The following is a 23,750-nucleotide window of genomic DNA, read 5'->3' on the forward strand; positions in this document are numbered from 1 at the left end:
TCTGTTTCTCACGAGAGGTGAACAAGCCTTGCTAATAAGACTACTCAAACTATAAGGCATCAGAAAACGGGTCTCCAAAATCACTAGTGGCGTCTTTGTCAAACTCATTCACTGAGCGATAGAGTTTACTCTAAGGAGATGAGCTCACTTGCCCTTAGGATTTGTTTTGAAATCGTACTATTTTTGTGTTATGATATGGTCAATATACAATGAATAAAGGGAGTTTGAAGTATGGGTGGAAAGATAAAATCTAGCACGATAGCAGCAGAGGTAGCTATTAATGAATTGGTTGGGTATGACACGAGCAACAAGCAAAATCAGCAAGTAGAATTTTCGTATACTTCTGAAATCGCTGGGATGGAAGCGGGACGTCAGGCCTGCAATCAAATGCTTCAGGCAGTCAGTGATTTCAGCTCGGCTGTTTTGACCCAAGCAAATAAGTTTCCAGAAATTGCTCATAAGATTGAAAAACGTGACGTAGAACTGGCTAAGAGATGGGAACATTAAAAATGGCTGATAAGAACGAAGAAAAACGCTACAAACTTTGGCGAGAAATTGTTAAGATTGACGATAAGGAAGAAAATCTCCAGACTCTAAAAAGACAATATGAACAGCAGCTAACTCACTTTCACTCAGAAATCCAGAGTATCCACCATCGTATGGCGACTCTATTAGCTATCTCGCCTAGTTCTCGTCAGGTGATAGAGCAAATCAAAAGTGATAATAGAACCATTCAGCGACAGGTCAACTCTTATGTAGAAGAGGAACTGGATGCCTTGGAAAAACAAACGAAGAAGGCACGTCGGTCTTTCGATGAAGCCAGAGAAGAACTGATATCAGAAAGGAACCGGCTACCATGGGAGTAAAATACAGTGCACAAGAATCCCAAGAATTGATTCAGGCCATGACTAACAATCTCCAAGTCGCAAATGAAGTCACGGACCGCTTATCTAGTGGATGTGACCACCTGATTTCCTCTTTAGACTCAGGTGAGCTGACAGGAGCAGCCTACACAGCTGGGAAGGGTCTCTTTACAGAGATTATCATCCCTAGCATCAAGAAGTTACAAGCAGCGATAGATGATATCCAACTAGAGTTGACTTCCTACAAAAATGCAGATGCTCAGGTCTCAGGATATGGTGATTTGGACCTGGACCAGCTCAAGGAACTGAAAAAATTGAGGGAAGAGCAGTTAGCTATCGTAGAAGCTCAGATTCAAGCGAGGGAGAACTGGCTAAATCAAATCAAAGATTTCTTTAGTCTCAATTGGGGGAAAGCCTTCTCTGAGAAGACCATCCTCTACAATACTAAGTCTCAAATCGAGTCGGGTATTCAGGATTTGGATGACAAGATTGAAAAACTAGAATTCTTTGTCTCAGAGGTTTCCCAGTATTTCAGTGATAGTCTAGAAGTCCTTAGCTTAGCGATTCAAGGAGCTACGCAACTAAGTAAAATCATTGTCGATAGCGATGGCAACTACTATGCGGACGGTCTGGACATGAGCTGGGTGCAGAAGATGAAGGATGTGAAGATTGTTTCGCATGCAAAAAGAGATTTTCAAGATTCAGAAACTCGTGCCATCAATAAAGCTTCTAGGGATATGATGCTATCGGAAGATGGTGATGCCTACTATCGTGCCGAATTAAAGAAGCGTTTAAAAGGCCACGACAAGTCCGAATGGGATAAAATAATTGACGACTACAATCACACTCTTAAGATTGATGAAACAGGGAATATCATTGAAATTTCCCCCTTGGAACAAGGCTATGTCGTTTCAAAAAATGGGAAATACGATGCGGACTATACTCACTTGGTTAACAAAAAGTTTGATGAACTAAAAGCACAAAACTTTGAAGCAAATTCAGTCGAATTTTGGAGTGGAGTAGCTCAAATATTCTCTGGATTGGGAGTTTACTTTGCAAGTGGCGCCCTTGAAGTCTTGAGTATCATGGCTGGTCCGCCAACAGCAGGGACAAGTATCGTAGCTGGTACGGCAGCATCTGTATCAGGGGTACAATATGGGAATGTACTGATAGCTAGTGGAGCAGTAACTAGCTTATCAGCTATCACAAAGACAGCCATACAAAATGGCGAAATTCAGGTTAATTATTCTAGCAACTACGACAGCTGGAAGGCAAATAGACCGACGAGTAAGACCATTTCTGGTAAGGGTGGTAAACAAATTGAAGCCCGAGTGGGAAATCGAAAAGTGAAGCTTCGTGTAGATTGGGAGCCAAGCAGTGGTACTAATGGTGATGGAGTTTTTCAGGTTCAATCTGGAAGTGGGAAGTCAGGCTACAATGTCGACGCTCACTTAGATATAAATGGAATTACTGGTAAAAATTCTATCCTGAATTTTGTAAACAATCATCCTCAATTGAGAAACCTATCAAAGAGTGTCAAAGAAGAGATATTTGATAGAATTTGGAAAACATACCAAAAAAATTATTGAAACTAGGAGAGCAAATGAAACTATATCTTAAAGGTAACTACGAAACTAGTATATACCAAGCCTGTATGGAATTTCCTTGGAAAATGTGGTTCAAAGAACGCAAAGGTGTGGAAGTTGGTTTTTCTTACGCACGTGATGATGATTTTTATTTTAGCGTTAGTCTGGATAAATTTTCTTCGAATGATGAGCGTTGGGGGGGGACTGATTTTAAAATAGGAGATAATCCGTGGAATTCATTTAAATATGAGTATCTAATATTGGATTTTGAAGATTCCTATGAAAGCGATGGGCGTGAGAAAGGTGATTATTTGCGAATTATTTCCACTCATCTAGATATTTTGACGGTTGACAAGCGTGCGATGTATATCATGGCGATTGAGGTGGCATCTGCTATTGACGGTCAAATCAGCGAAGACGACAAAGAAACATGGCTGAGTATTGAAGAATTTAAAACGAAACATGCAGAACTGTTGCATTTGACCTACGACGAAGCGGTCGATATTAGTTTAGAAGAGATAAAGGTTATGAAAGCGATAGACGAGCCCCTCTGGGAAGAATTGGATAGGAAGCGCGAGGAGTATATCCGAATTCATGGAGAAGTGGAGTTGGATGACGACGAGGAAGATGAGTGAGATTATACATCAAAGGTGATTACACCAAAGAAATTCCATTTGATTACATGGAACTAGCGAAAAGGATGTGGTTTGAGGAAAAAGATGGAATAGAGCCGGATTTGTCGTATGCTGGGTTTCTAGAACTACCAATCGAGAAACTTTCTATTCATTTAGAATTAGATAAGGAAACTCATGATGATAGGTGGAAAAGTGTTCAGATTAAGGAAGGGATAAAATATGATTTTTTATCCCATAAGTCAGAATATATACAGCTAGATTACGAAGATGCAATGATGTCGGATTTTCGTGAGAAAGGTGAATGTTTAAGAATTTCTTCTAAGCACCTTGACCTTCTCACTGTTGATAAACGAGCTATGTATATTATGGCCATTGAAATTGCGACTGCTATTGATGGTCAGATTAGCGAAGATGATAAAGAGAGCTGGTTAAGTGTGGAGGAATTTAAAAAACGGCATGAGGATATCCTTTCGATGAGTTATGAAGAGGCTAATGAGCTGAGTTTGGAAGAAATTCCGTTTATGGATGATGTGAGAGACCCAGTTTGGGAAGAAGACGACCGCAGGAATGAAGAATACATCAAAATCCATGGCGAGCCAGTTTATGACGACGAGGAAGAATGAAATTATACTTAAAAGGCGATTATACAAAAAGAGTACCTTATGGTTATTTGGAACTAGCTGGCAAAATGTGGTTTCCAGAAGATGAGCAAATTTCTTACTCAAATGCTGGGAACAATGATGCATTACAAGAAGATTTTTTCTCAAATTTATCCTTGAGGAAAAGCACTGCTGATAAGAGATGGTCTAGTGTCCCCCTAAAGGAAGGGGTAAGAAGTCTCTTTTCACATATTAAAGAATGTATTGAAATTAATTTTGAAGATGCATTTGCTACAGATTATAATGAAAAGGGTGACTATCTCCGTATTTTAACCACCCATCTAGAAATTTTGACAGTTGATAAACGGGCTATGTATATTATGGCGCTTGAGATTGCAAAGGTGATTGACGGGCAAATTAGCGAGGATAATAAGAAGACATGGCTAACAGTCGAGGAGTTTAGGAAAAAGCACGAGGCTATTCTATCTCTGACTTTTGAAGAAGCAAATGAACTAAGTTTGACAGAAATTCAAACGATGGATGTTGTAGACGACCCTCTTTGGGAGGAAGAAGCTAATCGTCGAAAAGAATACATACTAGCACATGGAGGCGATATCTCAGATTTATGAGACTATATATTAAAGGTGATTACACCAAAGAAATTCCATTTGATTATTTAGAACTAGCGAAGAGGATGTGGTTTGAAAGTTATCAAGGAGAAGGCATCCCACTCTCCTATTCTGGTTTTCTTCAAATCAGAGATAGGAATGATATAGCAATTCATCTAAAACTAGATAAACAGGATTATGATGAACGTTGGTTGCATGTTCCGATACAAGAAGGGATAAAATACCGTTTTTATTCACAAATTGATGAAGATCTAAATTTGGAATTTGAGAATGCTTATGTAACTGATTTTCGCGAAAATGGAGACTTTTTGCGTTTGGCTTCTACCCATCTTGAATTGCTCACTCTTGATAAAAGAGCGTTCTATATCATGGCCATTGAGATTGCCACAATCTTTAATGGACAAATTAGCGAAGATGACAAGAAAACATGGATAACAATCGAGGAATTCAAGGAAAAACATAAAGATATCTTATCTCTAACCTTTGAGGAAGCAAATGAGATGAGTTTGGAAGAAATTCAAACGATTGACGCTATTGATGATCCCATCTGGAAAGAATTAGATAGGGAGCGTGAGGAGTATATCCGAATCCATGGAGAGGTAGAGTTGGACGACGACGAGGAAGATGAGTGAGAATATATATCAAAAGTGATTTTAAGCAAAAAATAACCTTTACGACAAGAGAGCTTGTTTGGAAAATGTGGTTTAAAGAAAGAAATGGTCAAAAAATAAGTTTCTCAAATGTCGGGGATGATGAGATGTTGCAGGATGATTTTTACTTTGGTGTTCGGTTACACAAATGGTCTTCAGTTGACGAAAGATGGGATAAGGCTCCTTTTATAATTCCTAGTAATCCTTGGTTGTCTTTGGAATATGAGAGTATAACACTTGAATTTGAAAAAACTTTCATTACAGAGTGGAGAGAACGTGGAGATTATCTACGTATCGCAACATCCCATATAGATGTTTTAACCGTAGATAAACGTGCTATGTATATCATGGCAGTCGAGGTAGCTTCTGCTATTGACGGGCAGATCAGTGAGGATGACAAGCAGACCTGGATGGATGTAGAGACATTTAAGGAGTTGCACAAGGATGTTCTTTCACTGACTTATGATGAAGCGGTTGAAATTAGTTTGGAAGAATTAAAGACAATGATACCAGTAAGAGATCCGCTATGGGAAGAAGAAGAACGGCTTCGCGAAGAATATATTAAAATCCATGGTGAACGTGTTTATGACGACGAGGAAGACGAGTGAAACTATATCTTAAAGGCAACTACGAAACTAGTATATACCAAAACTGTATGGAATATCCTTGGAAAATGTGGTTCAAAGAACGTAAGGGAGTGAAAGTTGGTTTTTCTTATGCATTTGATGATAATTTTTATTTGAGTTTAACTCTAGATAAATTTTCTTCAAATGATGAGCGTTGGGGAATGGCTGATTTTAGAATAGGAAAAGACTCTTGGGCGACTTTTAAGCGTGAAAATTTAAATTTAAATTTTGAAGATTCTTATGAAAGTGATGGGCGAGAAAAAGGAGACTATCTTCGAATAATCACGACTCATAAGGATATTCTAACGGTTGACAAGCGAGCGCTCTATATCATGGCGATTGAGGTAGCATCTGTCATTGACGGTCAAATCAGCGAGGACGACAAAGAAACTTGGCTGAGTGTTGAAGAATTCAAAACGAAACATAAAGACCTACTGAATATGACCTACGACGAAGCAGTCGATATTAGTTTAGAAGAGATAAAGGTTTTGAAAGCTATTGACGATCCCATCTGGGAAGAATTGGATAGGAAGCGTGAGGAGTACATCCAAATCCATGGCGAACGTGTTTATGACGATGAGGACGACGAGTGAGAATTTACATCAAAGGTGATTATGCTAAAAAAATAACATTTACTACTATAGAACTAGTTTGGAAGATGTGGTTTAAAGAACGGAATGGCAAGAAAATAAGTTTCTCCAATGTTGGTGATGATGCTATGTTACAGGATGATTTCTTTTTTGGAGTTCAATTTGATAAATGGCGATTTAATGATAAGCGATGGAATCATATACCATATGACAAGAGTGACCCTTGGAATTCGTTTTCTGATGAAAATATTCAATTAGAATTTGAAAATGATTTTATTACTGATGGGAGAGAACGTGGAGAAAACCTTAGGATTGCTACGACACATACGGATATTTTAACGGTTGATAGACGTGCTATGTATATCATGGCAGTCGAGGTAGCTTTTGCCATTGATGGTCAGATTAGCGAGGATGACAAGGAGACCTGGATGGATGTAGAGACTTTTAAGGAGTTGCACAAGGATGTCTTATCACTAAGTTACGATAAAGCAACCGATATCAGCGTGGAGGAACTGAAAAGTTTGAAACCTGTAGAGGAAACTTTGTGGGATGAAGAAGAGCGCCTTCGTGAAGAATACATCAAAATCCATGGTGAACGTGTGTATGACGACGAGGAAGACGAGTGAGACTATACATCAAAGGCGATTACACCAAAGAAATTCCATTTGATTACATGGAACTAGCGAAAAGGATGTGGTTTGAGAAAAAAGATGGAATAGAGCCAGATTTATCGTATGCTGGGTATCTAGATTTACCAATCGATAAACTTTCTATTCACTTAGAATTAGACAAGGAAACTCATGATGTTAGATGGAGGAGTGTCCAAATAAAGGAAGGGATAAAATATGATTTTTTATCCCATAAATGTGAATATATACAGCTAGATTACGAAGATGCTATCATGTCGGACTTTCGTGAGAAAGGCGAATGTTTAAGAATCGCTTCTACCCACTTTGACCTTCTCACTGTTGATAAACGAGCTATGTATATTATGGCCATTGAAATTGCGACTGCTATTGATGGTCAGATTAGCCAAGATGATAAAGAGAGCTGGTTAAGTGTGGAGGAATTTAAAAAACGGCATGAGGATATCCTTTCGATGAGTTATGAAGAGGCTAACGAGCTGAGTTTGGAAGAAATTCCGTTTATGGACGATGTAAGAGACCCGGTTTGGGAAGAAGACGACCGCAGGAATGAAGAATACATCAAAATCCATGGCGAGCCAGTTTATGACGACGAGGAAGGCGAGTGAGAACTGATAATCTTACCTATTTGAAAGAGAGTGTTGATAGAGGAAAGGCGAATGTTAGATAAAGTAAAACAGTTTAAGTGGTTGATTGTATTGTCCTTGTTCCTATTAGCGATTCCTTTATATTTTACTTACAATCATTTCCAACAATCTAGTGCTTTAAAAGAAGCTTTTGAAAAAAATGAAAGAATTGAAGTTCTTCATCGTTTGACATCATCAGAAAAATATGCGTCTGACATCCGCAAGGCAGGTTATACTATTCCTTCTGACGGAGCTATTCGATTGGATGGAGTTATTTATCCATTAGAAATAGAAGGAGAGTTACATTTGAAAATTAGCCCTCCAAAAAAGGATGCTAAGGATTTTCAGTTGTTTTTCATTACACAAGTTAATGAAAAACAAACACATATAACTTTTATTTTAGATAAAAATCTGAATTTAATTGATTCCAGCTATTCTCAGCAAAATGGTAACGGGAAAAGAGAGATTGTTTCTATCTCACAAGCCGAAGAAGATTACTTGTTGAGAAGTGTTCAAAGCGAGATTGATGACTTCATGAAAAAAATGTATCAAACCTTGTATGGTTAGATTGTTAGAGAAAGTAACTTCTTGCTCAACACAAAGCCGTATGAACAACACTTTCTAAGATTACTTAGACAGAGGGGGTGAGAAAAATGTCGGGACATAAAAAAATACTAATCGTGATTGCTTCTGTAATTGTTTTAGTTACTGGCTTGACTCTTTATTTTCAGTATCAAAGTCACCAAGAATATTTGCAATTAAAAACCTCCTTTGAAGAGAGGGACAATATAGTCGTCTTACAACGTTTAATGGCATCAGAAAAATATGCACCTGACATCCGTAAAGCGGGCTATGTCATTCCTCCCGATGGAGCTATTCGCTTGGATGGAGGAATTGCTTCCATCGAGATAAAAGGAGACATCGATTTGAAAATATCGTATCGTGGACGGGGGGTTACTGCTTATTTTGAAATAGAGATAGATGGTAAAATAACTAGTGTACTATATGAATTGGATAAGAACTTTGATATAACTTCTAGCGCCTATTTTCAAATAAATGAAAAAAATATAAATGAGAGAGTGAACATCTCTCAATCCGAAGAAGAGCGCCTATTAAAGATTGTTCAAAAAGAGCTTGAGTCTTTCATGAAAAAGATATATCAAACCTTGTATGGTTAGATTTTTAGAGAAAGTAACTTCTTACTCAACGCAATGCTGTATGAACAAGACTTCTATGATTATTTAGACAGAGGGAGTGAAAAAAATGTCGGGACTTAAAAAAATACTGATCGTTATTGGTTCTGTAATTGCCTTAGCTACTGGCTTGAATCTTTATTTTCAGTATCAAAACCACCAAGAACATATGCAATTAAAAACCTCCTTTGAAGAGAGGGACAATATAGTTGTCTTACAACATTTGATGGCATCAGAAAAATATGCACCTGACATCCGTAAAGCGGGCTATGTCGTTCCTCCCGATGGAGCTATTCGCTTGGATGGAGGAATTGACTCCATAGAGATAAAAGGAGACATCGATTTGAATATCTCAAATCCGGGACGGAATGGGGTTACTGCTTATCTTAGAATAGAGATAGATGGTAAAATAACTAGTGTACTCTATGAATTGGATAAGAACTTTGATTTAGTTTCTAGCGCCTATTTTCAAATAAATGAAAAAAATATAAAAGAGAGTGTGACTATCCCCCAAGCTGAAGAAGAACGACTATTAAAAATTGTTCAAAAAGAGCTTGAGGATTTCATGGAAACGATGTATCAGACTTTGTATGGATAGTTTACCAGAGAAAGAAGCTTCTTGCTCAACACAATGCTGTATGAACAACGAGAGGTGTTGAGGGATTTTACTAGAAAAAGATACCGTAGATGAGCTACAAAAAAATTACCCAAGTATTGATAATTTCATTCGAAATATTGAAACAGGTAATCAAGAGTTGACAGAGATGAGGTGATTAGATGAAGAAGAGAAAATTTGTAATTTTTTCGTTGCTAATAGTTCTATTATTATCTTTCTCTGGTTTTCAGTACTATAAATATCAGAGAGTTCATAATATTTTTGATGAAATATACTACGAAGAAAGTGATTATCACAATTATACATTTCTCTGGAAAGGACGAGCTTTTTATAAGTTAAAAAGTTTAAAATTTGTGGACAACGATTCTCAAGAAATTTCTATTCATTCTATTGATTATAAAAGTGTAGATTTACCAAATACTATTCAATCTCTAGGTTATTATTTTTATTTTGGATTTCAGGAGATGACGAAAGTTGGGATAGAGATGCGTTTGAGACTGCCAGATACAGAGACAACCATAAATGTAGATTACCTGTACGATGTAAACAATCAGCAATTAGAACGATTTATGTGGTATCACGATGAGAAAAGCGTGAGATATTATCATCAGTCTCAAGTAGAAGCCTTTCTAACGGAGCATGGAAAGACTGCCGATGAGATTCGCAGGGAAGCAGATGAAATACTCCGTCACAAAGTCTTGGCAGACTGGACTTCCATATATGCCAGTCGTTTTAGCCTAGATAATTGGGGAGAAGTGACAGTTAAGGATATATGGAGAACCGAATAACAAACGGAACGACGAGGTAATAGTTTTATAAAGGCAGGTTGCCATGACAGAGTTCTTAAGAATATTTTGTAAAAAAAGTTACTTTGGAGCAGTAAATGAGAAATCAAAGTAAGTCTATCCTATTTTTCCTTTTTTATATGGTATTGTTCATCATTAAGCCGATCTACCAATATATTTCATTTTCTAAGATGGATGTGAATAGTAGTATGGTTAAATTGATTCAAGATAAAAATGATCAGGATTGGCATGCTCTTGATAAGCATATTCATCTAGTGCCCTCAAAAGAAAATGGAAAGAACATCGGCCTTATCTAAGTGGTGGATGACTATAATCAAATTGAAAGTAAGATTTCTTCTGAGAATCAAGCGGTATCCATCAGTTACAATAATCGATTACAAGGAGACAAGAGTGTTGAAATTAGTTGGTTAAATGGGGAAAAGCGGTTGTATCATGCTGGGAGATATTTGAAATTAGCAAGTGAAAATCAAGCTGTGATTGAAAGTAACACAGGTTCTTCAGTGACCGTTTGGGAACAACGCTCGGACAATGCGATGAATCAGTTATATACAGTTGTGAATCAGATGAGAAAGATAGTTTTAAATCATTTGCTTCAGAAAATTTTCTACTATTCGATAGCTTTGGTCTGCTTTCTTTTGGGTTGGAAAATATACTCTCTTTTAAGGAGGGATTGAGGGCCACAGTTCTTCTGGATTTTAATAGTGATGAGAGAGGAAAACTAAAATGCTAACACCCGTGTTATTTATTGTGTCTTTATTTCTACTTTTACGGCACTTTAAAAGCAGTCTCTCAAGAATGATCATCGGATTGTTGTATGGTTCGTTTGCGGCAGTCTTTATTTGTGTGGTTTTAAATGCTGGTAAGTACACTCTGCAACCAAGTCAAAGTGTTCAACTGAGAGTTTATCCCAATACAGATCAGCTAGAGTATAATTCGGAACTACATTTTAAAAAATTAGATGATGCGAAGTTAAAATTGTCCGGTCGAAAAGGATGGGGTATGAAAGGAAGTAATACGGTTTATAATGTTGAGAAGCAGTCAATAACTGAGATTATTATTTCCAAAGATGGCACAGAGCGCAAAGACTTATCAAATGATAAGAGTAAAAGCATCTATTTAGAAAGTGATGGAATAGTGGTTCAAGGGGAGATAAAGGAAGTATTTGGTGTGACAGAAGAAACTCCCTATACGATCACGATCACCAATGTAGACGACAAGCCAGCACACTTTGAAGCTCAAGTGGTGGATAGGTAAACTGGACCTCCATCTACTCTAGTCGCTTTAGCCCCAAAAATTGGGTTGATGTGACCGACAAGGATATTTGGAGAGAGGATCTTGGAGCAGATTAGTGATATGTCTCAATCTGAGTTTCTGACGAAGAATGGGGAGAAGTACGCGTGAAAAATAAAAGAAAACAATTTAATAAATGGAATCTAGGATGTTCTGGAATAGTTGCTATTGTAGCGATTGTGTTTTCCTATTATATTTATTTGTATTTCAAAAATGCGAGTTATACCTTGAAACCAGGGAATTCCATAGTTTTAAAAGTTCCGACCTCAAAACAAAAGGAATTTACTCCAAAATTATATCTATCTAAGATTTCTGGTGGGAAATTAGAATTATCTGGGAAAACCTCATGGTGGCAGAAGGGAGAAGGAAACCTTTTAGGGACTAACTATGATGTTTTGAAGCAAGAAATTAGCGAAATCTACTCATCGTCAAGTAATATCCCAACAAAAATAAAAGAAAACGATACAAATAATAGTATATATTTATCAGAAAAAGGTGTAGTTCTTCAATCTAAAGAATCTTGGGAATTTGAGATTCCAAACGCAAAACAAATAAAAATAACGAATATTTCAGACAGAGACATTAGATTTGAAGCGCAGGTGACAGGTGAATAGAGGAAACTAGAAAAGTAAAATGAAGAAAAAATGATTATTTTTTCACTTTGATAGCTTTATTCTTGTCTTCTTTTCTTTGTAAAACTTAAGTTACCAATTTTACACTCTCCTTTTTTCTTTTAGTTCTATACTTCGTGAGGACTATTCATTTTCAGAGTTTCCTTTTTTAGTGATTACTAGGAATCTATTTGTGTAAATTCCCCATACCTCGTCAATAGTGATGGCAACTACTATGCGGACGGTGTGGACATGAGCTGGGGGCAGAAGATGAAGGATGTGAAGGTTGAGAGTGCAAACTATGATCCTTCTAAGAAAGCTAAGGATTTGCATAAAGAATACCAGAAATCTTAGATAAGTTGGAAAATGGAAAAGCACTGGTGATAATGGAAGAGTCGATAATTCGATTGCTATAGGAAATGAGATTGGAGACAATGGAACATTTATAGATTTGGTTAATTCTAATAAACCGCTAGACTTAAAAAACCGAAAATACAGAGAAGATTATCCGTTCTCAATCTGGGGACGCCAGTGGAAACAAGGGATGAAGTCTGATTATTTGGGAAATTATCTCTTTGGCTATGTTGGTAAAGGTTACTTAGAATCGAGTGATGCATATTTGAAAGTTGGGGCAGGAGTGGCTCAGGGATGGTCAGATAAGAATCCTTTGAAATATTTAGAGAACATTATTAATGGAAATTATGGAGATAATCCAGGAGATGCTAAGATGATTCAAGACGGAATTAATGACTATAAGGAGAGTTACAAATGAACTTGAAGAGAAAATCAAATTGGAATTTAGGTTGTAGTTTAACACTTGTTGTAGTTTTGGCGGCTATTTTTTTCTTTAATCTATGGGCACAAAATCTTGGTAAGTATACTCTGCAACCAGGAGAGTCGGCTAACTTTACAGTAAATCCTCGGACACATGATGTAGAATACTACTCAGAATTAATCTTGAAAAAAAATGACACTAATAAGCTTAAATTATCAGGTAAAAAAGTTTGGTTTGAGATGGATAGCGATATTTTTTATGGTGTTGAAGAACAAAAACTTTTTAGAAGAAATCATTCAGAAAATGATGATGAAGAGCTTCCAAACAATCAAAAAGACATTAATTTAGTACGGGATGGAATTGTTGTCAGTTACAAAGGGGAAAAAGTATTTAATGTAACCAATAACAAGTCCTACACGATCACCATCACCAATGTAGACGACAAACCGGCGCACTTTGAAGCTCAAGTGGTGGATAGGTAGATTTAAGAACCGTAAACTAGACCTCTGCCGTTGCAATTGTTTAGTAAAGGAGACTTATTTGCTTTGAAAGTAACAATCAGCTTGTTTCTTTCGAATATTCAAGAGAGGATCTAGTGGTGAATACTAGTCCAAATTTCAAAAAAAGATTTAGATAAACCTAATCCCGCAGTTGGAGAGAAAAATGTTAAATAAAATGAAAAACTATTATAAAAACAAACCAACTCAAGCTGTCTTGATGCTTACAGTTCTTATTTGGTCAGTATATGAGATTGGTACGACCAGTTTGGCAAGTAACTCTGCATTGACTAAGGAATTCATGCATAGTCGGTATGTTATGGTTTGGCCAATGGTAGATAAGAAAGTGAAATTATATCACTATAAAGAGGAGTGGACGACCCCTGCCTTAGACGGGTTAATGCATTTAGATTATAAAAATATTAAAATTACGGGGTATCCTTGTAAATATGGTCAACAAGTCTTCGCTGAATACAATCAAACTCCTAATAATAATTACGATATTTCATTTCCTTTAGAAGGAACACTGTCTGAAGCGTATTTTTCAACTTTGGATGCTAAATATTATCTGATATCAGAAAATGCAACTATTGTAGAGAAAAAGCTAGGTAAGAATATTGAGGATTTAATTCAGGAAATAGAATTAGTAAGAGAAGAGTTTAGCTCAGTTCTTACTAGGATGAAAATCCTTCGTTTGGTCTATTTGATTCTTCGTATGATAGTATTGTTGCAGTGTATCAGGTGGTCGGGTCAGCGTAGAAAAAGGAAAGAGAACGAAATTTTGCAGAATAGATAGAGCTCCAAAAAGGTATGATGATGAAGAGCTTCCAAACAATCAAACAGATATTCATTTGGTAAAGAATGGAATTGTTGTCAGTTACAAAGGGGAAAAAGTATTTAATGTAACCAATAACAAGTCCTACACGATCACCATGACCAATGTAGACGACAAACCAGCTTACTTTGAAGCTCAAGTGGTGGATCGGTAAAATTTCAGCTCTCAAATGAGGGCTTTTTTAGATACAAGTTTCAAAAAAGAAGCAAATATGATATACTAAAGAACGAGTATTCTATTAGAATTAGGACAAGCAATATGAAACAAACAATTATTCTTTTATACGGTGGGCGTAGTGCAGAGCGTGAAGTCTCTGTCCTTTCAGCTGAAAGTGTGATGCGTGCGGTCAACTACGACCGTTTCACAGTCAAGACTTTCTTCATCAGCCAGTCAGGTGACTTTATCAAAACACAGGAATTTAGCCAGACTCCAGGTCAAGAAGACCGTCTCATGACCAATGCGACTATTGACTGGGACAAGAAAATAGCGCCAAGTGCCATCTATGAAGAAGGTGCAGTGGTCTTTCCAGTTCTTCATGGTCCGATGGGAGAAGATGGTTCAGTTCAAGGATTCTTAGAAGTTTTGAAAATGCCTTATGTTGGTTGTAATATCTTGTCATCCAGCCTTGCCATGGATAAAATCACGACTAAGCGTGTCTTAGAGTCTGCAGGGATTGCCCAAGTACCTTATGTGGCTATCGTCGAAGGGGACGATGTGACTGCTAAAATCGCTGAAGTTGAAGAAAAACTGACTTATCCAGTCTTCACGAAGCCGTCAAACATGGGTTCCAGTGTCGGTATTTCTAAGTCTGAAAACCATGAGGAACTCCGCCAAGCTTTGGAGCTTGCCTTTCAATATGACAGCCGTGTCTTGGTAGAGCAAGGGGTAAATGCGCGTGAAATCGAGGTTGGTCTCTTGGGCAACTACGATGTTAAGAGCACTTTGCCAGGAGAAGTGGTCAAGGATGTTGCCTTTTATGACTACGATGCCAAATATATCGATAACAAGATTACCATGGACATCCCAGCCAAGATTAGTGATGATGTAGTAGCTGTCATGCGTCATAATGCAGAAACTGCCTTCCGTGCGATCGGTGGCCTCGGTCTGTCTCGTTGTGATTTCTTCTATACAGATAAGGGCGAGATTTTCCTGAACGAGCTTAATACCATGCCAGGTTTTACCCAGTGGTCTATGTATCCACTACTTTGGGACAATATGGGAATCAGCTACCCAGAACTAATCGAGCGTTTGGTTGACCTTGCTAAGCAAAGTTTTGACAAGCGCGAAGCGCATTTGCTATAAAATGAAAGAGAGGGTAGAAGCCGGAACTATCACTGCAAGGTGAGTCGAGTTCTTGGACTTCAACCCTTTTTAAAGGAGTAGAAATGAAATTAACAATCCATGAAGTTGCCCAAGCTGTTGGAGCTAAAAATGATGTTAGTCTTTTTGCGGATGCCCAGTTAGAAAAAGCTGAGTTTGACAGTCGTTTGATTGAGACAGGAGATTTGTTTGTGCCCCTCAAAGGTGCGCGTGATGGTCATGACTTTATCGAAACAGCTTTTGAAAATGGTTCTGCAGTAACCTTGTCTGAGAAAGAGATTGCAAATCATCCCTACATTCTAGTAGACGACGTGTTGACTGCCTTTCAAGCCCTCGCAGCCTACTATCTTGAGAAAACGGCTGTTGATGTCTTTGCCGTTACGGGTTCAAATGGCAAGACGACGACCAAGGATATGTTGGCGCATTTACTGTCAACAACCTACAAGACCTACAAAACGCAAGGCAATTACAATAACGAGATTGGTCTTCCCTATACGGTTCTCCATATGCCTGAGGAGACTGAAAAGTTGGTCTTGGAAATGGGGCAGGATCACTTGGGAGATATCCATCTCTTGTCTGAATTAGCTCATCCTAAGACAGCCATTGTGACCTTGGTTGGAGAGGCTCATTTGGCCTTTTTCAAAGACCGTTCGGAGATTGCTAAAGGGAAGATGCAAATTGCTGATGGTATGGCACCAGGTTCTTTGCTTTTGGCACCAGCTGACCCGATTGTAGAGGACTACTTGCCTACAGATAAAAAAGTGGTCCGTTTTGGGCAAGGAGCTGAGTTAGAAATCACAGACTTGATTGAGCGCAAGGATAGTCTGACCTTTAAGGCTAATTTTTTGGGAAAAGTCCTCGATTTGCCAGTGACTGGTAAGTACAATGCCACTAATGCTATGATTGCATCCTATGTTGCCCTGCAAGAAGGAGTGACTGAGGAGCAGATTCATAATGCCTTCCAGAACCTAGAATTGACCCGCAATCGTACTGAGTGGAAGAAGGCAGCCAATGGAGCGGATATTCTGTCTGACGTATACAATGCCAATCCAACTGCTATGAAGTTGATTTTGGAGACATTCTCTGTCATTCCAGCTAATGAAGGGGGCAAGAAAATCGCTGTCTTAGCAGACATGAAGGAACTTGGTGACCAGTCTGTTCAGCTCCATAACCAGATGATTTTGAGCCTATCGCCAGATGTGCTGGATACCGTTATTTTCTATGGAGAAGACATTGCCGAATTGGCCCAACTTGCTAGTCAAATGTTCCCAATCGGCCACGTTTATTACTTCAAGAAAACAGCTGACGAGGACCAATTTGAAGACCTAGTCAAGCACGTTAAGGAAAGACTCGGTGCCAATGACCAAATTTTGCTCAAAGGATCGAACTCCATGAATCTAGCCAAGCTGGTAGAAAGTTTAGAAAATGAATGCAAGTGATTTTACCAAGTATCTGCAAAGAATGCTAGCCATTACGGATACTGGATTAACCTTTACAAAAGATCCTTTCGACCGTGAGCGCTACGAGGACTTGCGAAGCCTGTTATCTGAAATGTTGAATCAGGTATCAGACCTCGATGCAGAAGAAGTGGCAGAAGTCTTGAAACCAACGTCCGCTTATGCAACTCCTCTGATGGACGTCCGTGCTTGGATTGTTGAGGATGAAAAAGTATGTTTAGTTAGAGGAAAAGGAGAGGATAGTTGGGCTTTGCCAGGTGGTTTTGGTGAAGTTGGATATTCTCCAACCGAAAATATTCTTAAAGAAATTGAAGAAGAAACTGGTTTTAAAGCAAAAGCTGAAAGGTTACTTGCAGTTTTTGACACTAATCGTTTCCAACTACAGAGCAAACAATATGCAAAGTTTGTCTTGGAATGCCAACTTCTTGACGGACAATTTCAAGAGAATCAAGAGATTGCTGAGCTTCAATTTTTTGCCATTGACCAATTGCCAGTCTTATCTGAAAAACGCATCACCAAGGAGCAAATGGAGATTCTTTGGCAAGTTTATAAAGGACAAAGAGACCAATATGTTGATTAGTTTATGCTAGAGAAGTTGACAAATCAAAAAAGGGTATCTGCAAGGTGCATTTCTGCAATACAAATGATATAATAGGTTGCGAATTTAAGACGCAAGTATTCTATGCATGGCATGGGATCAAGTTTTTCAAAAAATTTAAAAGCTGGGGAAAGTGAATTTTTTACTGCTTCTAGCTAGATGAACGAGGAATAGAATATGAATTTGTGGGATAAATTATTTACCACACAGATATCAGAACCACCCCAGTTTGAACTCCACTGGTACATTGGTTTGTTATGTTTACTGGCTCTTACTTTCTATGCTTCTTATCGTTTTCGCGATAAAGTGGCTTACCAGCGTTTTATTCAGATCCTTCAGTCTGTTCAACTGATTGTTCTGTATAGCTGGTATTGGGGAAATCTCATGCCTCTGTCAGAAAGTTTGCCCTTCTATCATTGCCGTATCGCCATGTTTGTGATGCTCTTAATTCCAGGGACATCCAAGTACAAACAGTACTTTGCCCTTTTAGGAACTTTTGGAGCAACAGCAGCACTGGCTTACCCACTCTTTGATCCCTACCCATTTCCACACGTGACCATTTTGTCCTTCATTATCGGACATGTTGCCCTTTTAGGAAATGCGCTCCTATACTTGTTTAGAAACTATCAACCTTCCCTTCTCGATTTGAAGAATGTGGTGGTGATTACCTTCGCCTTAAATGGTTTGATATGGGTTGTCAACTTAGTTGTAGGTGGGGACTATGGATTTTTGAGTAAACCACCACTTGTTGGAAGTTTCGGCCAGCCCTTAAATTATCTCATTGTTTCGACTGTTATAGTGATAGCAATTCGCTTAACAGGGAAATTAGTAGAAAATTTTTTACAACAAAAATCGGAAGAATTTATTCAAGAGAAGATCTAAAATGATCTTCTCTTTTTTGGATTTTTAAGAAACAAAAAGGAAATTGTGAACGTTAACTTCAAGAAATCTCTTAGAAGAAGAATTTTTCTAGAATTTTCTCAAAAAACATGCAGGAATTTTATCAAAAACTAAGCACGATTGGATTTTTTGTGTTATAATATTCTTTGAATAGCTATGCCCAAACATAGTTATTAAATAGAAGTGAGAAACTTGGAAGACAGAGAGGATGCGATGTAATGACTAGAGATGGTTTTTTTACAGGCTTAGATATCGGAACTAGCTCGATTAAAGTGCTAGTAGCTGAGCATAGAGATGGCGAAGTAAATGTAATTGGTGTTAGTAATGCCAAAAGTAAAGGTGTAAAAGACGGAATTATTGTTGATATTGAAGCAGCTGCTTCAGCAATCAAATCTGCAATCACACAGGCAGAAGAGAAAGCGGGTATTTCTATTAAGTCTGTTAACGTTGGCCTTCCAGCAAACCTCTTGCAGGTTGAACCAACACAAGGAATGATTCCTGTAACTTCAGATACCAAAGAAATCACAGATCAAGATGTTGAAAATGTTGTCAAATCAGCTTTGACAAAGAGCATGACTCCTGATCGTGAAGTGATTACCTTTATTCCAGAAGAATTCATCGTGGATGGTTTCCAAGGAATTCGTGACCCTCGTGGTATGATGGGTGTCCGCTTGGAAATGCGTGGTCTGCTTTACACAGGTCCTCGTACAATTCTACACAATCTTCGCAAGACAGTTGAGCGTGTAGGCATTCATGTTGATAACGTGATTATTTCACCTTTGGCAATCGTGAACTCCGTTCTCAATGAAGGTGAACGCGAATTTGGTGCGACTGTCATTGACATGGGTGGAGGTCAGACTACTGTTGCGACTATCCGTAACCAAGAATTGCAGTTCACTAACATCTACCAAGAAGGTGGAGATTACGTTACTAAAGACGTCTCTAAAGTCTTGAAAACATCTCAAAAAATTGCAGAAAGTTTGAAACTGAACTATGGTGAAGCTTACGTTCCACTTGCAAGTAACGAAACTTTCCAAGTTGAAGTAATTGGTGAAGTAGAACCTGTTGAAGTAACAGAAAGCTATTTGGCAGAAATTATCTCAGCACGCATCAAACATATCTTTGACCAAATCAAACAAGAGTTGGAAAGAAGACACTTGTTAGATTTGCCAGGAGGTATCGTCCTTATCGGTGGAAATGCAATTTTGCCAGGAATTGTTGAATTAGCCCAAGAAGTATTTGGTGTTCGAGTAAAACTTTATGTACCAAATCAAGTTGGAATTCGCAACCCTGCATTTGCGCACGTGATTAGCTTGTCTGAGTTTGCTGGTAAATTGACTGAAGTCAATCTTCTTGCTCAAAAAGCAGTTAAAGGAGATGAATTCCTTCGTCAAAAACCAATCAACTTTGGCATTCCAAATCAACGTTTGAATCCAGTAGCGCAACCAAGTCCAGCACAAACAGCTCCAGCTGAAACTGTGCAGGAAGCTCCAGTTGCTCCCAAGGAAGAATTCCAAGCAAGTTCTCAAAGTAAACCGAAGCTAACAGAACGTTTCCGTGGTTTGATCGGAAGTATGTTTGATGAATAAAAGAGGATAAGAAATTATGACATTTTCATTTGATACAGCAGCAGCTCAAGGCGCAGTTATTAAGGTAATTGGTGTCGGTGGTGGTGGTGGTAACGCCATCAACCGCATGGTTGACGAAGGTGTTGCTGGTGTAGAATTTATCGCAGCCAACACTGATGTACAAGCCCTTAGCAGTACGAAAGCAGAAACAGTTATCCAACTTGGTCCAAAATTGACTCGTGGTTTGGGTGCTGGAGGACGTCCTGAAGTTGGACGTAAAGCTGCAGAAGAAAGTGAAGAAGCTTTGACGGAAGCTATCACTGGAGCGGACATGGTCTTTATCACTGCAGGTATGGGTGGTGGATCTGGTACAGGTGCAGCCCCTGTTATTGCACGTATCGCTAAAGATCTTGGTGCACTTACAGTTGGTGTTGTGACACGTCCTTTCGGATTTGAAGGAAGCAAACGTGGTCAGTACGCTGTAGAAGGAATCAACGAACTTCGCGAGCATGTTGATACTTTGTTGATTATCTCTAATAACAACTTGCTTGAAATTGTTGATAAGAAAACGCCACTTCTTGAAGCTCTTAGCGAAGCAGATAACGTTCTTCGCCAAGGTGTTCAAGGGATCACTGACTTGATCACGAACCCAGGATTGATTAACCTTGACTTTGCTGACGTGAAAACTGTAATGGCCAACAAAGGGAATGCCCTTATGGGTATCGGTATCGGTAGTGGTGAAGAACGCGTTGTTGAAGCGGCTCGTAAAGCAATTTACTCTCCACTTCTTGAAACAACTATTGATGGTGCAGAGGATGTCATCGTCAACGTTACTGGTGGTCTTGACTTGACCTTGATTGAAGCAGAAGAAGCTTCAGAAATTGTCAACCAAGCAGCTGGCCAAGGTGTAAACATCTGGCTTGGAACATCAATTGACGAAAGCATGAAGGATGAAATCCGTGTTACTGTTGTAGCGACAGGTGTTCGTCAAGAGCGCGTGGAAAAAGTAGTTGGAGCTCGTAACAACCAACCAGTTGGACGTCCATCAACTAAAGCTCCTCAAGCACACACATTTGACCGTCAATTCGACTTGGAAGAGACAGCAGAATTGCCTAAATCAAGCCCACGTCGTTTTGAAACTAACCAAGCCTCTGCTTTTGGAGACTGGGATTTGCGTCGTGAGTCTATTGTTCGCCAAACAGATCCAGTTGTTTCACCGGTAGAACGCTTCGAAACACCAGTTTCACAAGATGAAGATGAATTGGATACACCTCCATTCTTCAAAAATCGTTAATCAATGAATTTGAAAAAAAATACTGAATTAGTTTTTCAGCAAATAGCTGATGCTAGTCAAGAAGCCAACCGTGCTCTAGATGCTGTTTCAGTAATCGCAGTGACAAAGTATGTAGATGTACAAACAGCGGAAGCCTTGCTTCCGCTTGGTGTCCGTCATATAGGTGAAAATCGAGTCGATAAATTTTTAGAAAAATATCAGGCCTTGAAAGATTACCCAGTTACTTGGCATTTAATAGGAACACTACAGAGACGGAAAGTGAAAGAAGTAATCCCATATGTGGATTACTTTCATGCTTTAGACTCCTTAAAGTTAGCCCAGGAAATTCAAAAGAGAACAGATCATGTTATCAAGTGTTTCTTGCAGGTCAATATTTCTGGGGAAGAAAGCAAGCATGGGTTTTCAAAAGAAGAATTGCTAGAACTTTTGCCAGAATTGGCTAAGTTAGATCAGATTGAGTATGTTGGTTTAATGACCATGGCTCCTTTTGAGGCAGACAGCGATGAATTGAAAGAAATTTTCAAGGATACGCAGGCTCTGCAAGCAGAAATTAGAGAAAAACAAATCCCTAATATGCCGATGACAGAGCTAAGCATGGGAATGAGTCGTGATTTTAAAGAAGCGATTCAGTTTGGCTCAACCTTTGTTCGAATCGGTACAGCATTTTTTAAATAGGAGAGAGCTATGTCTTTAAAAGATAGATTCGATAAATTTATAGATTATTTTACAGAAGACGGAGAAGAAACGACTAACTACCAGACTCAACAAGAGGAAACAGTTAGCCCAGCCATCTCATCTTCTAAAGAATTACCAGCACCTGCTCAGTCAGGATCAGCAAAAGATGCAAATATTACTCGTCTTCATGCGCGACAGCAAGAATTGGCAATGCAAAGTCACCGTTCAGATGAGAAAGTGACAATCGACGTTCGCTATCCAAGAAAATATGAAGATGCAACTGAAATTGTAGATTTGTTGGCTGGCAATGAAAGTATTTTGATTGACTTCCAATACATGACAGAGGTACAAGCCCGTCGTTGCCTTGATTACTTGGACGGAGCCCGCCATGTCTTAGCTGGGAATATGAAAAAAGTTGCGAGTACGATGTATCTATTGACGCCTGTCAACGTTGTCGTGAATATTGAAGATATCAAACTTCCAGATGAATCACAAAGCGCTGAGTTTGGTTTTGATATTAAACGAAATAGAGCAAGATAATGATTTTCTTAATCCGTTTAATCCAAAATGCGGTTAGCATTTATTCCATCATTCTCGTTGCATTTGCTCTTCTTTCATGGTTTCCAAATGCCTATGAAAGCCAACTAGGTCGCTTAGTTATCAGACTTGCTCGCCCAGTTATTGAGCCACTTCGTAAGCTCAATCTACAATTTGCTGGTCTTGATTTTACGGTTTGGGCAGCGCTGATTTTGATTCAGTTTGTTGGAAATCTCTTAACACGACTAGTCCTATTACTATGACAGTAAATCGAGCCATTTATCAGCATTTTTCCCAAGATGATATTCCCTTTATTGATAAGGGGTTAGAGTGGATCAAGCGGGTAGAAGATACCTATGCGCCGGTACTTACTCCTTTTATCAATCCCCATCAGGAACAGATCTTGAGGGTGCTAGCTGGGACATATGGACTGGGTTGCCAAAGTAGTGGTGATTTTCTTCCGACAGAGTCGGTTCGAGTTCTTCTCTATCCAGATTACTTTGAACCGGAGATATCAGACTTTGAAATGGCCTTGTTGGAAATTTGCTATCCGAGTAAGTTTGAGCAACTGAGTCATGGAAAAATATTGGGAACAATCATCAACCAACTAGGGATTGACCGGAAATTATTTGGTGATATCTTGGTAGATGAAAAGAGAGCACAGATTTTTGTCAATCGTGATTTCATTCCTCTTTTTCAGGATGGAATAAGAAAGATTGGCAGACTTCCTGTATCGCTGGAGGAACGTCCTTTTACCGATAGGATTTTGTCTAAAATTGATTATAGAGAACGAGAAATTTTAGTTTCGAGTTTTCGATTGGATGCCCTCTTATCAAGTGCCTTGAAATTATCTAGAAACCAAGCCAGTCAACTGATAGAAAAAAAATCTGTCCAGGTAAACTATCATCTGGTTGAAAAAAGTGATTACCAGGTTGCAGTTGGGGATTTGATCAGTGTGAGAAAGTTTGGTCGTCTAAAAGTTGTTAAAGACAATGGACAGACAAAAAAGGATAAGAAAAAACTAACAGTCCGGTTACTTTTAAGCAAGTGAGAAAAAATATGTCGATTACACCACAAGAAATAAGTGATAAAGCTTTCTCAAGAACATTCAGAGGCTACAATCAGGAAGAAGTTGACCTCTTTCTAGATAAGATTTACTTTGAATTAGAGGAGATGATTCGATACAAAGATGAAACTGAACTCTATATCAAAAAACTAGAAGAACGTCTTTCCTATTATACGAATGATATTCCTAAGAGAACAGTAACAAGCGAGCAAGAACCAGAAGCAATTAATGATTCTATTTTTTATTAAGTAAGTGAGGAAAAGT

At 38.5% G+C, this 23,750-nt stretch carries 32 protein-coding genes; all 32 read left to right on the forward strand.

What is annotated here, in order from left to right; genetic code table 11:
• The first annotated feature begins 231 nt into the window (after positions 1–231).
• Positions 232–507: a TIGR04197 family type VII secretion effector gene (locus D8863_RS04800; protein ID WP_125441245.1), complete on the forward strand. Its 276-nt coding sequence runs from the start codon at positions 232–234 to the stop codon at positions 505–507.
• On the forward strand, positions 495–866 hold the full coding sequence (locus D8863_RS04805; RefSeq protein ID WP_260469742.1) for a hypothetical protein: 372 nt from the start codon (positions 495–497) through the stop codon (positions 864–866). Before D8863_RS04800 ends, D8863_RS04805 begins: the two co-directional genes overlap by 13 nt.
• Positions 857–2,452: an LXG domain-containing protein gene (locus D8863_RS04810; protein WP_125441246.1), complete on the forward strand. Its 1,596-nt coding sequence runs from the start codon at positions 857–859 to the stop codon at positions 2,450–2,452. Before D8863_RS04805 ends, D8863_RS04810 begins: the two co-directional genes overlap by 10 nt.
• A 14-nt stretch (positions 2,453–2,466) precedes the next feature.
• Complete coding sequence (locus D8863_RS04815; protein ID WP_125441247.1) at positions 2,467–3,084, forward strand: hypothetical protein; 618 nt, start codon at positions 2,467–2,469, stop codon at positions 3,082–3,084.
• Complete coding sequence (locus D8863_RS04820) at positions 3,081–3,707, forward strand: hypothetical protein (protein WP_070568383.1); 627 nt, start codon at positions 3,081–3,083, stop codon at positions 3,705–3,707. Before D8863_RS04815 ends, D8863_RS04820 begins: the two co-directional genes overlap by 4 nt.
• Entirely contained in the window at positions 3,704–4,312 is a 609-nt protein-coding gene (locus D8863_RS04825) for a hypothetical protein (protein ID WP_000780963.1), read from the forward strand. The genes D8863_RS04820 and D8863_RS04825 overlap by 4 nt, the downstream gene beginning before the upstream one ends.
• Positions 4,309–4,944 (forward strand): hypothetical protein, encoded by a 636-nt coding sequence (locus tag D8863_RS04830; RefSeq protein WP_125441248.1) that lies wholly within the window; start codon positions 4,309–4,311, stop codon positions 4,942–4,944. The genes D8863_RS04825 and D8863_RS04830 overlap by 4 nt, the downstream gene beginning before the upstream one ends.
• Positions 4,941–5,570, forward strand: coding sequence for a hypothetical protein (locus D8863_RS04835; protein WP_049519039.1), 630 nt, complete (start codon positions 4,941–4,943; stop codon positions 5,568–5,570). The genes D8863_RS04830 and D8863_RS04835 overlap by 4 nt, the downstream gene beginning before the upstream one ends.
• Entirely contained in the window at positions 5,567–6,181 is a 615-nt protein-coding gene (locus tag D8863_RS04840) for a hypothetical protein (protein WP_084881679.1), read from the forward strand. Before D8863_RS04835 ends, D8863_RS04840 begins: the two co-directional genes overlap by 4 nt.
• The gene (locus D8863_RS04845) at positions 6,178–6,804 is read left to right on the forward strand and encodes a hypothetical protein (RefSeq protein ID WP_125441249.1); all 627 of its coding nucleotides are present in this window, start codon (positions 6,178–6,180) and stop codon (positions 6,802–6,804) included. Before D8863_RS04840 ends, D8863_RS04845 begins: the two co-directional genes overlap by 4 nt.
• The gene (locus D8863_RS04850) at positions 6,801–7,430 is read left to right on the forward strand and encodes a hypothetical protein (RefSeq protein WP_125441250.1); all 630 of its coding nucleotides are present in this window, start codon (positions 6,801–6,803) and stop codon (positions 7,428–7,430) included. The genes D8863_RS04845 and D8863_RS04850 overlap by 4 nt, the downstream gene beginning before the upstream one ends.
• A gap of 51 nt (positions 7,431–7,481) precedes the next feature.
• Positions 7,482–8,015 carry a thiol-disulfide isomerase gene (locus tag D8863_RS04855; RefSeq protein ID WP_125441251.1) on the forward strand — a complete coding sequence of 178 codons (534 nt, stop codon included), beginning with the start codon at positions 7,482–7,484 and terminating at the stop codon, positions 8,013–8,015.
• An 86-nt stretch (positions 8,016–8,101) separates the two neighbouring features.
• Entirely contained in the window at positions 8,102–8,626 is a 525-nt protein-coding gene (locus tag D8863_RS04860; protein ID WP_125441252.1) for a thiol-disulfide isomerase, read from the forward strand.
• 85 nt (positions 8,627–8,711) lie between these two features.
• Positions 8,712–9,239: a thiol-disulfide isomerase gene (locus D8863_RS04865; protein WP_125441253.1), complete on the forward strand. Its 528-nt coding sequence runs from the start codon at positions 8,712–8,714 to the stop codon at positions 9,237–9,239.
• Positions 9,240–9,418: 179 nt separating this feature from the next.
• A complete protein-coding gene (locus D8863_RS04870) occupies positions 9,419–10,045 on the forward strand; it encodes a TipC family immunity protein (protein WP_049490013.1) in 627 nt (208 codons plus the stop codon).
• Between the two features lie 741 nt (positions 10,046–10,786).
• On the forward strand, positions 10,787–11,317 hold the full coding sequence (locus tag D8863_RS04880; RefSeq protein ID WP_125441254.1) for a hypothetical protein: 531 nt from the start codon (positions 10,787–10,789) through the stop codon (positions 11,315–11,317).
• Between the two features lie 143 nt (positions 11,318–11,460).
• Positions 11,461–11,967 (forward strand): hypothetical protein, encoded by a 507-nt coding sequence (locus D8863_RS04885; RefSeq protein ID WP_125441255.1) that lies wholly within the window; start codon positions 11,461–11,463, stop codon positions 11,965–11,967.
• Between the two features lie 448 nt (positions 11,968–12,415).
• Complete coding sequence (locus tag D8863_RS04890) at positions 12,416–12,736, forward strand: polymorphic toxin type 44 domain-containing protein (RefSeq protein WP_185761447.1); 321 nt, start codon at positions 12,416–12,418, stop codon at positions 12,734–12,736.
• Positions 12,733–13,221, forward strand: coding sequence for a hypothetical protein (locus tag D8863_RS04895; RefSeq protein ID WP_001050128.1), 489 nt, complete (start codon positions 12,733–12,735; stop codon positions 13,219–13,221). Before D8863_RS04890 ends, D8863_RS04895 begins: the two co-directional genes overlap by 4 nt.
• 181 nt (positions 13,222–13,402) lie before the next feature.
• Entirely contained in the window at positions 13,403–14,032 is a 630-nt protein-coding gene (locus D8863_RS04900; protein WP_125441256.1) for a hypothetical protein, read from the forward strand.
• 55 nt (positions 14,033–14,087) lie between these two features.
• Positions 14,088–14,225: a hypothetical protein gene (locus D8863_RS11065; RefSeq protein ID WP_185761448.1), complete on the forward strand. Its 138-nt coding sequence runs from the start codon at positions 14,088–14,090 to the stop codon at positions 14,223–14,225.
• 104 nt (positions 14,226–14,329) lie between these two features.
• On the forward strand, positions 14,330–15,373 hold the full coding sequence (locus tag D8863_RS04905) for a D-alanine--D-alanine ligase (RefSeq protein ID WP_125441257.1): 1,044 nt from the start codon (positions 14,330–14,332) through the stop codon (positions 15,371–15,373).
• An 83-nt stretch (positions 15,374–15,456) separates the two neighbouring features.
• Positions 15,457–16,830: a UDP-N-acetylmuramoyl-tripeptide--D-alanyl-D-alanine ligase gene (locus tag D8863_RS04910; protein WP_125441258.1), complete on the forward strand. Its 1,374-nt coding sequence runs from the start codon at positions 15,457–15,459 to the stop codon at positions 16,828–16,830.
• Positions 16,817–17,428: an NUDIX hydrolase gene (locus D8863_RS04915; RefSeq protein WP_125441259.1), complete on the forward strand. Its 612-nt coding sequence runs from the start codon at positions 16,817–16,819 to the stop codon at positions 17,426–17,428. The genes D8863_RS04910 and D8863_RS04915 overlap by 14 nt, the downstream gene beginning before the upstream one ends.
• 195 nt (positions 17,429–17,623) lie before the next feature.
• Positions 17,624–18,328, forward strand: a complete 705-nt coding sequence (locus D8863_RS04920) for a YwaF family protein (protein WP_125441260.1) — start codon at positions 17,624–17,626, stop codon at positions 18,326–18,328.
• Positions 18,329–18,564: 236 nt separating this feature from the next.
• Complete coding sequence (ftsA, locus tag D8863_RS04925) at positions 18,565–19,935, forward strand: cell division protein FtsA (RefSeq protein WP_125441261.1); 1,371 nt, start codon at positions 18,565–18,567, stop codon at positions 19,933–19,935.
• Between the two features lie 16 nt (positions 19,936–19,951).
• Entirely contained in the window at positions 19,952–21,208 is a 1,257-nt protein-coding gene (gene ftsZ / locus D8863_RS04930; RefSeq protein WP_000144261.1) for a cell division protein FtsZ, read from the forward strand.
• Between the two features lie 3 nt (positions 21,209–21,211).
• Positions 21,212–21,883: a YggS family pyridoxal phosphate-dependent enzyme gene (locus D8863_RS04935; RefSeq protein ID WP_001049616.1), complete on the forward strand. Its 672-nt coding sequence runs from the start codon at positions 21,212–21,214 to the stop codon at positions 21,881–21,883.
• A gap of 9 nt (positions 21,884–21,892) precedes the next feature.
• Positions 21,893–22,423, forward strand: coding sequence for a cell division protein SepF (locus D8863_RS04940; RefSeq protein WP_000053367.1), 531 nt, complete (start codon positions 21,893–21,895; stop codon positions 22,421–22,423).
• Positions 22,423–22,683: a YggT family protein gene (locus tag D8863_RS04945; protein ID WP_000576501.1), complete on the forward strand. Its 261-nt coding sequence runs from the start codon at positions 22,423–22,425 to the stop codon at positions 22,681–22,683. The genes D8863_RS04940 and D8863_RS04945 overlap by 1 nt, the downstream gene beginning before the upstream one ends.
• Positions 22,680–23,471 (forward strand): YlmH family RNA-binding protein, encoded by a 792-nt coding sequence (locus D8863_RS04950; protein ID WP_125441262.1) that lies wholly within the window; start codon positions 22,680–22,682, stop codon positions 23,469–23,471. The genes D8863_RS04945 and D8863_RS04950 overlap by 4 nt, the downstream gene beginning before the upstream one ends.
• A gap of 8 nt (positions 23,472–23,479) precedes the next feature.
• Entirely contained in the window at positions 23,480–23,734 is a 255-nt protein-coding gene (locus D8863_RS04955; RefSeq protein ID WP_000028988.1) for a DivIVA domain-containing protein, read from the forward strand.
• Positions 23,735–23,750 lie beyond the last annotated feature (16 nt).

The organism is Streptococcus oralis, from assembly GCF_003943825.1.
Lineage (GTDB): Bacteria > Bacillota > Bacilli > Lactobacillales > Streptococcaceae > Streptococcus > Streptococcus oralis_CD.